This is a genomic window from Variovorax sp. 01T439_2, from assembly GCF_056398445.1.
In genome coordinates this window covers 1-6,871 of record NZ_JBFTPJ010000230.1, presented here as the reverse complement: position 1 = coordinate 6,871, position 6,871 = coordinate 1, and the positions used below count along the sequence as shown (strand labels likewise).

At 68.0% G+C, this 6,871-nt stretch carries 8 protein-coding genes; 4 read left to right on the top strand and 4 right to left on the bottom strand.

From position 1 onward, the window contains the following. The 4 genes from AC1DOC_RS13055 to AC1DOC_RS13040 form a co-directional block, all read left to right on the top strand. Positions 1-1,405 (top strand): cytochrome c oxidase subunit I (locus tag AC1DOC_RS13055; protein WP_478129898.1); only part of this gene is annotated, 1,405 nt, incomplete at its 5' end. Further along, positions 1,402-2,031, top strand: coding sequence for a bb3-type cytochrome oxidase subunit III (locus AC1DOC_RS13050; protein WP_015867867.1), 630 nt, complete (start codon positions 1,402-1,404; stop codon positions 2,029-2,031). The genes AC1DOC_RS13055 and AC1DOC_RS13050, both read left to right, overlap by 4 nt. An 11-nt stretch (positions 2,032-2,042) precedes the next feature. After that, the gene (locus tag AC1DOC_RS13045; protein WP_015867866.1) at positions 2,043-2,747 is read left to right on the top strand and encodes a heme-copper oxidase subunit III family protein; all 705 of its coding nucleotides are present in this window, start codon (positions 2,043-2,045) and stop codon (positions 2,745-2,747) included. Positions 2,748-2,764: 17 nt separating this feature from the next. After that, complete coding sequence (locus tag AC1DOC_RS13040) at positions 2,765-3,079, top strand: cytochrome C oxidase subunit IV family protein (RefSeq protein ID WP_278878682.1); 315 nt, start codon at positions 2,765-2,767, stop codon at positions 3,077-3,079. A 17-nt stretch (positions 3,080-3,096) separates the two neighbouring features. Here AC1DOC_RS13040 and AC1DOC_RS13035 read toward each other — a convergent pair whose 3' ends face one another. The 4 genes from AC1DOC_RS13035 to AC1DOC_RS13020 form a co-directional block, all read right to left on the bottom strand. Continuing rightward, positions 3,097-4,725 (bottom strand): MFS transporter, encoded by a 1,629-nt coding sequence (locus tag AC1DOC_RS13035; RefSeq protein ID WP_478080912.1) that lies wholly within the window; start codon positions 4,723-4,725, stop codon positions 3,097-3,099. Positions 4,726-4,740: 15 nt separating this feature from the next. Further along, entirely contained in the window at positions 4,741-5,511 is a 771-nt protein-coding gene (locus tag AC1DOC_RS13030; protein WP_015867863.1) for an amino acid ABC transporter permease, read from the bottom strand. 32 nt (positions 5,512-5,543) lie between these two features. Beyond that, positions 5,544-6,302 carry a basic amino acid ABC transporter substrate-binding protein gene (locus AC1DOC_RS13025; RefSeq protein ID WP_015867862.1) on the bottom strand — a complete coding sequence of 253 codons (759 nt, stop codon included), beginning with the start codon at positions 6,300-6,302 and terminating at the stop codon, positions 5,544-5,546. 64 nt (positions 6,303-6,366) lie between these two features. Further along, complete coding sequence (locus tag AC1DOC_RS13020; protein WP_062364032.1) at positions 6,367-6,843, bottom strand: Lrp/AsnC family transcriptional regulator; 477 nt, start codon at positions 6,841-6,843, stop codon at positions 6,367-6,369. Positions 6,844-6,871 lie beyond the last annotated feature (28 nt).

Sequence of the window (6,871 nt, the reverse complement as noted above, 5' to 3'; positions counted from 1 at the left end):
GTCGGTGGCGGTGCTGATGGCGAGCTTCTTCGTCGCGGGCGGACCCACCGGCGCGGGCTGGACGCTGTATCCGCCGCAGTCGATCCTGCCCGGCACGCCGGGCCATGCGGGCGGCATCGTGCTGATGCTGGTGTCGCTGCTCATCTTCATCGTGGCAACGACGATGGGCGGCCTCAACTACGTGACCACCGTGCTGCAGGCGCGCTGCGAAGGCATGACGCTGCTGCGCATGCCGCTCACGGTGTGGGGCATCTTCGTGGCCACCATCCTCGCGCTGCTCGGTTTTCCGGCGCTGTTCGTGAGCGGCGTGATGCTGCTGCTCGACCGGACGCTGGGCACCAGCTTCTTCATGCCGGCGCTGGTGTCGATGGGCCAGGTGACCGGCTACAAGGGCGGCAGCCCGCTGCTGTTCCAGCACCTGTTCTGGTTCTTCGGCCAYCCSGAGGTCTACATCGTGGCGCTGCCSGCCTTCGGCATCGTCTCGGACCTSATCAGCRYGCATGCKCGCAAGWRYATCTTCGGCTACCGMATGATGGTSTGGGCCATCGTGGCCATCGGCGCGCTCAGCGTGGTGGTGTGGGCGCACCACATGTTCGTGAGCGGCATGAACCCGTACTTCGGCTTCTTCTTCGCAACCACCACGCTGATCATCGCGGTGCCCACCGCGATCAAGGTCTACAACTGGATCCTGACGCTGTGGCGCGGCGACATCCACCTGACGGTGCCGATGCTGTTCGCGCTGGCCTTCCTGTGCACCTTCCTCATCGGCGGGCTCACGGGCCTGTTCCTCGGCAACGTGAGCGTGGACATCCCGCTGTCCGGCACGTACTTCGTGGTGGCGCACTTCCACATGGTGATGGGGGTGGCGCCGCTCCTGGTGGTGTTCGGCGGCATCTACCACTGGTTCCCCAAGGTCACCGGCCGCATGCTCGACGACCGGCTCGGGCGCCTGCATTTCTGGATCACCTTCCTCGGCACCTACCTGATCTATTTTCCGATGCACTACCTGGGCGTGCTGGGCATGCCGCGGCGCTACTACAACTTCGACGGCTATGCGTTCATTCCGCCCTCGGCGTTCAGCCTGAACACCTTCATCACCGTGGTTGCGCTGATCGTCGGCGTGGCGCAGCTGCTGTTCATTGCCAATCTCGCCTGGAGCGCGTGGCACGGCCGGCCGGCCGTCGCCAATCCATGGCGCGCCGCCTCGCTCGAATGGCAGACGCCCGCCACGCCGCCGGGCCACGGCAACTGGGGACCGCGGCTGCCGGTGGTCTACCGGTGGGCCTATGCCTATGGGGAGCCGGGTGCGGCGGAGGACTTCATTGCGCAGAACGCACCGCCGGAAGCCGGGCCCGGGGAGCCCGAGCCGGAGGGCCAGGGCGAGGTCCGGGGAGCACCGGCATGATTTCAGGAGCCGCCTTGGGCATCCGCGGTGCCGGCCGCGGCCCTGGCCGCGCCCGCGATCCGCATGCGAGCGCGGCCGGCATCGGCCTGTGGGTCTTCATGGGCGTGGTGACTGCGTTGTTCTCCCTCTTCATCGTGGCCTACGTGATGCGCATGAGCGGCGGCGATGCGATGACCATCGCGCTGCCGTGGCAGCTCTGGCTCAGCACGGCATTGCTGGTGGCGGGCAGCGTGGCGCTGCAACGGGCCAGCGGCGCACCGCGCGGTCCCGGCCCGATGCGGGCGCGTCGCCTGCTGCTGGCGGGTGGGCTCTTCGCATTCGGCTTCCTGGCCGTGCAGCTGTGGGCCTGGCAGGCGCTGCTGGGCGCGCAGGTGATGCCGGCCGGCAATCCGGCGGGCAGCTTCTTCTACCTGCTGACGGCCATGCACGGGCTCCACCTGATGGGCGGGCTGGTCGGGTGGGCCTGGACGGCGCACGCCGCCTGGCCCGATCCAGCCCGGTCCGCCTGGCGCATCGCGCTGTGCGCGCGCTACTGGCACTTCATGCTGGCGGTGTGGCTGGTGCTGTTCGCGCTGCTGGGCTGGGTGACGCCGGAGGTGGCGCGCTTCATCTGCGGCACATCCTGAGGAGGCGTCCCATGAACCACACCGCAACCGCCGCCGCTGCGCCGCTGAACCCGCAGGCCATCGCCGCCACCGGCTGGCGCGGGCTGGTCGCCGACTGGTCCTCCGACCGCCAGGCGTTCCACGTCTCGTGGGGCAAGGCGATGATGTGGATCTTCCTGCTCAGCGACACCTTCGTCTTCAGCTGCTTCCTGACCGGCTACATGACGGTGCGCGCCTCGACCACCGTGCCGTGGCCCAACCCGAGCGAGGTGTTCGCGCTCCATGTGGGGGGCGCCGACATCCCGCTGCTGCTGATCGCGATCATGACCTTCGTGCTCATCAGCAGCAGCGGCACGATGGCGATGGCCGTCAATTTCGCCTACCGCCGCGACCGCGTGAACGCCGCCACGCTGATGCTCGTGACCGCGACCTGCGGCGAAATCTTCGTCGGCATGCAGGCCTTCGAGTGGTCCAAGCTGATCCTCGAGGAGGGCGTGCGGCCCTGGGGCAACCCGATGGGCGCGGCGCAGTTCGGCTCGGCCTTCTTCATGATCACGGGCTTCCATGGGCTGCACGTGTCGGCCGGCGTGGTCTTCCTGTTCACCGTGGCCTTCAAGCTGATGCGCGGCGACTACGACAAGTCCGGCAACTACCAGATCGTCGAGATTGCCGGCCTGTACTGGCACTTCGTGGACCTGGTGTGGGTGTTCATCTTTGCGCTGTTCTATCTCTGGTGAGGAGGAGGAAGAAGATCATGAACCCCGCCACCGGCCAGCAGCATCCGATCAGCCTCTATCTCAAGATCTGGGGGCTGCTGTTCGTGCTCAGCACGATGTCCTACCTGGTCGACTATTTCCATTTCCAGGGCTACCTGCGCTGGACGCTGATCATCACCTTCATGCTGCTGAAGGCGGGGCTGATCGTCGCGGTCTTCATGCACATGGCGTGGGAGCGGCTGTCGCTGGTCTATGCCATCCTGGTGCCGCCGCTGTGCCTGCTGGTGCTGGTCGGGCTGATGGCGGCGGAGGCCGGCCACACCTACCTGACGCGGCTGTTGTTCTTCCACTGAAGGCGCTGCAGGCCCGCTCAGCGCTTCACCACGTAGCGCGTCACCACCGGCGGCGACTCGCCGATGTGGAAGGCCAGCCGCCGCTCGCGCAGCGCCATGTCGGCGGCCGTGGCGCGGTTGAAGCGGCGCAGGTGGTCGGTCCAGCTTTCGTCCACGATCTCTTCCAGGTAGCGGCCCGGCTCCGCGATGTCGTGCAGCAGCTCCCAGCCGATGGCGCCCTGGCCCAGGCGCGCGCGCCGGGTCTGGTGCATCACCAGGTGGAAGGCGGCCGCGCGCGCGGGGTCGATCATGTATTCGATGGTGATGACCACGCGGCCGTTTTCTTCCGGTGTTTCCGCCGGCGGGCCCGCGGCCCAGCCGGCCCGCGCCGGGCTCATGTCGGCTTCCTCGCCCGAGACGTCGGTGACCCAGCGCAGCGCCGCCAGCATCAGCAGGGTGCCGCTCACGGCGGCGACCTCGAGGCTGGAGCGCAGGTCGGTGACGGTGGCCACCTGGCCCCAGAGCGCCGCGCCGATCGCGCTCGCGCCCATGATCGCCATCTGGTAGGTCGACATGCCGCGCGCGCGCACCCAGTCGGGCAGCGCGAGCTGCGCCGAGACCGAGAGCGAGTTGGCCACCGTGATCCACGCCATGCCGCCGAAGAACATCGCGGGCACCGCCACCCAGGCGTTGGGTGCGAAGGCCATCACCGCGGTGGCGAGCGACTGCAGCACCGTGCCGCGCAGCACCAGCTGGTCGCGCCCGAGCGCCTGGCGCAGCCGCGGCAGGAACAGCACCGCGATGATCGCGCCCGCGCCCATGGCGGCCAGCAGCAGCGTGAAGGTGGCCGCGCCGCCGCCCTTGAGGTTGCGTGCCAAGAGCGGCAGCAGCGCGAGCAGCGCGGTGGAGTGGAAGAAGAAGATCGTGATGCGCGAGAGCACCGCGCGCATGCGCTGCGACTGCCAGACGAACTTCACGCCCACGCGCATCGCGCTGATGAGCTTCTCGCGGCCCAGCGGATTGGGCGTGTGCTCGCGCCGCCAGCGCAGCACCACGAAGGCCGAGGCCACCGACAGCACCGCGTTGAGCGCAAACACCCAGACGCTGCCCGCGCTGGCGATCAGCATGCCGGCCGTGAGCGGGCCGATGATGCGCGAGGCGTTCATCGCAATGCCGTTCAGGCCCAGCGCCGCCGGCAATTGCGGCCGCGGCACCAGCTCGGGCACGATGGCCGAGAACACCGGCCAGCGCAGCGCCAGCCCGATGCCGTTGGCAAAGGTGAGCGCGAGCAGGAGCGGCGCGGTCATCAGGTCCATGGCGATGGCCGCGCACAGCACGATGGCCGTGCCCGCGAGCCAGAACTGCGTGGCCACCAGCCAGCGCCGGCGGTCCAGGATGTCGGCCAGCGCGCCGCTGGGCAGGCCCAGCAGGAACACCGGCAGGGTGGAGGCCGACTGCACCAGCGCCACCCAGATCGGCGAGGTGGTCAGCGAGGTCATCATCCACGCCGCCGCCACGTCGTTCATCCACATGCAGATGTTGGCGATGAGCCAGGTGCTCCACAGCATGCGGAACACGGGCAGCTTGAGCGGCTCGAGCGCCGCGAACTTCGGCGGCTGCGGCCGGGTGGGGGGAATGGGTGTTTCTTCGGGCGAAATCGGCGGCATGTCGCCCGATTGTGCCTATCCCCTGTCGCTGCGTGCCAGGCGGTGTTCGAGCCGCCGCAGCATCGTCGTGAGCACGAGCGTCATCACCCAGTACACCACCGAGATCGCGAGGTACGGCTCCCAGTAGCGCGCATAGGCACCGGCCACCGTGCGCGCCGCATAGGCCAGCTCGGCCAGGCCGATGGCCGAGACCAGCGAGGTGTCTTTCAGCAGCGCGATCGCGTTGTTGCCGAGAGGCGGCAGCATGCGCCGGAAGGCCTGCGGCAGCACCACGTAGCGCATGACCTGCAGCGGCGTGAAGCCGATCGAGCGGCCGGCATCGAACTGCCCGCGCGAGATCGACTGGATGCCGGCGCGGAACACCTCCGAGATGTAGGCCGCCGAATTGAGCGTGAGCGCCACCACGCCGGAGATCAGCGCGCCGTGCTCCTGCTTGAGCTCGCGCGCCAGGTCGCCGCTGATCAGGAGGCCGGTCGCCGGATGGATGAACACCGGCATCACCGCAAAGTGGATCAGCAGGATCTGCACGAACAAAGGCGTGCCGCGGAAGAAGCTCACGTACACCGTGGCCGGCCAGCGCAGGAAGAAGCGCGCGACCCAGCTCCAGGGCGCATGGCGCGGCCGGGCGAGCCGCGCGAGCGCCAGGCACAGGCCCCAGCTCGAACCCAGCAGCACGCAGACCACCGTCATGCGCAGCGTCATCCAGGCGCCCTGCCAGAACAGGTCCCTGTATTCGACCAGGATGTCCCAGCGGAACCATCCGAACAAGAGGATCGGCTGCTCCATCTAGGGCTTTCGCGCGGTCGTGCAGTGTGCGCTCATCGGGCGTTCGGGTCCTTGTTGAACCACTTCTTGTAGATGGCGGCGTAGCTGCCGTCCGCGCGGATCGCGGCCAGGCCGGCCGTGAGCTTGTCGAGCAGCGCCTTGTCGCCCTTCTTCACGACGATGCCGAAGCCTTCCTCGGGGAAGGACTTGTCGTCGAGCGTCTTGAGCTCGGGGTTCTGCGCCACGCGGTAGGCGATCACGCCGTTGTCGCCCATGGCGGCATCGACGCCGCCGCCGGCCAGCTCGGAAATGATGAGCGGCGTGCTCTCGAAGCGGCGGATGTTGGGGCTGGTCTTGCCGAATTCGCGCGAGGCGATGTCGTCGGCCGTGGAGGCGCTCACCACGGCAATCTTCTTGCCCGCCAGGTCCTTCAGCGAGGCCACCGTGCTGCCCTTGGGCAGCGCGATCAGCTGGCGCGCCGCGAAGTAGGGCGGCGTGAAGTCGTAGCTCTGCTTGCGCTTCTCGTTGATGGTGACGCCCGAGATCACGAGGTCGACATCGCCGTTGTTGAGCGCGCCGAAGATGCCGGTGAACGGCGTGTTCACCACCTTGATCTTCAGACCTTGCTGCCTGGCAATGGCGTTGATGATGTCGATGTCGAAGCCGACGATCTGCTTGTCCTTGTTCTCGAAGGCGAAGGGCGCGTAGGTGGCGCTGGAGGCCACGATGAGTTCGCGGTTCTGGGCCTGGGCGCCGAAGGCGAGCGTGGCGGCGGCAAGGCCGAGCGCCAGGGCGCGGCGGATGGAGTTCATGCGGGGACCTCTTCCTCTTTGTTCCGCCGGACGGCGGGATGTGTCTGTGGGGTGGGCGGGAATTCTAGGGCGCCAGGTGCCCGAGCGGCCAGGCGCTGCTGGCCTTCACCTCGCCCAGCGAGAAGCTGGTGTGCAGGTCCTTCACGTTCGGCAGGTTCATCAGGTGCTGGCGCGCGAAGGCCGAGAAGCCGTCCAGGTCCTGCGCCACCACCTGCAGCTCGAAGGTGCCGGTGCCGCTGATGTAGTGGCAGGCCACCACCTCGGGCAGCTTGCGGATCGCATCCTCCAGTTTCAGCGTTGCATCGTTGGTGACGCGCTCGGTGTCCACGCGCACGAAAGCGAGCACGCCCAGCCCGATCTTGTGGCGGTCGATCTCGGCGTGGTAGCCCTTGATGAAGCCGGCTTCCTCCAGCGCGCGCACGCGGCGCCAGCAGGGCGCGGCCGAGAGCCCCACGCGCTGCGCAAGCTCGGCGTTGGTGAGGCGGCCGTCGGCCTGCAGTTCTTGCAGGATTGCGAGGTCGAACTTATCAATGCTTTCCATGGATCGCGATATTAAGCAAGATTCTTCC

Bases quoted from the DNA above. Each gene is read 5' to 3' on its own strand.
- AC1DOC_RS13050 (WP_015867867.1), top strand. From the start codon at position 1,402: ATGATTTCAGGAGCCGCCTTGGGCATCCGCGGTGCCGGCCGCGGCCCT.
- AC1DOC_RS13045 (WP_015867866.1), top strand. From the start codon at position 2,043: ATGAACCACACCGCAACCGCCGCCGCTGCGCCGCTGAACCCGCAGGCC.
- AC1DOC_RS13040 (WP_278878682.1), top strand. From the start codon at position 2,765: ATGAACCCCGCCACCGGCCAGCAGCATCCGATCAGCCTCTATCTCAAG.
- AC1DOC_RS13035 (WP_478080912.1), bottom strand. From the start codon at position 4,725: ATGCCGCCGATTTCGCCCGAAGAAACACCCATTCCCCCCACCCGGCCG.
- AC1DOC_RS13030 (WP_015867863.1), bottom strand. From the start codon at position 5,511: ATGGAGCAGCCGATCCTCTTGTTCGGATGGTTCCGCTGGGACATCCTG.
- AC1DOC_RS13025 (WP_015867862.1), bottom strand. From the start codon at position 6,302: ATGAACTCCATCCGCCGCGCCCTGGCGCTCGGCCTTGCCGCCGCCACG.
- AC1DOC_RS13020 (WP_062364032.1), bottom strand. From the start codon at position 6,843: ATGGAAAGCATTGATAAGTTCGACCTCGCAATCCTGCAAGAACTGCAG.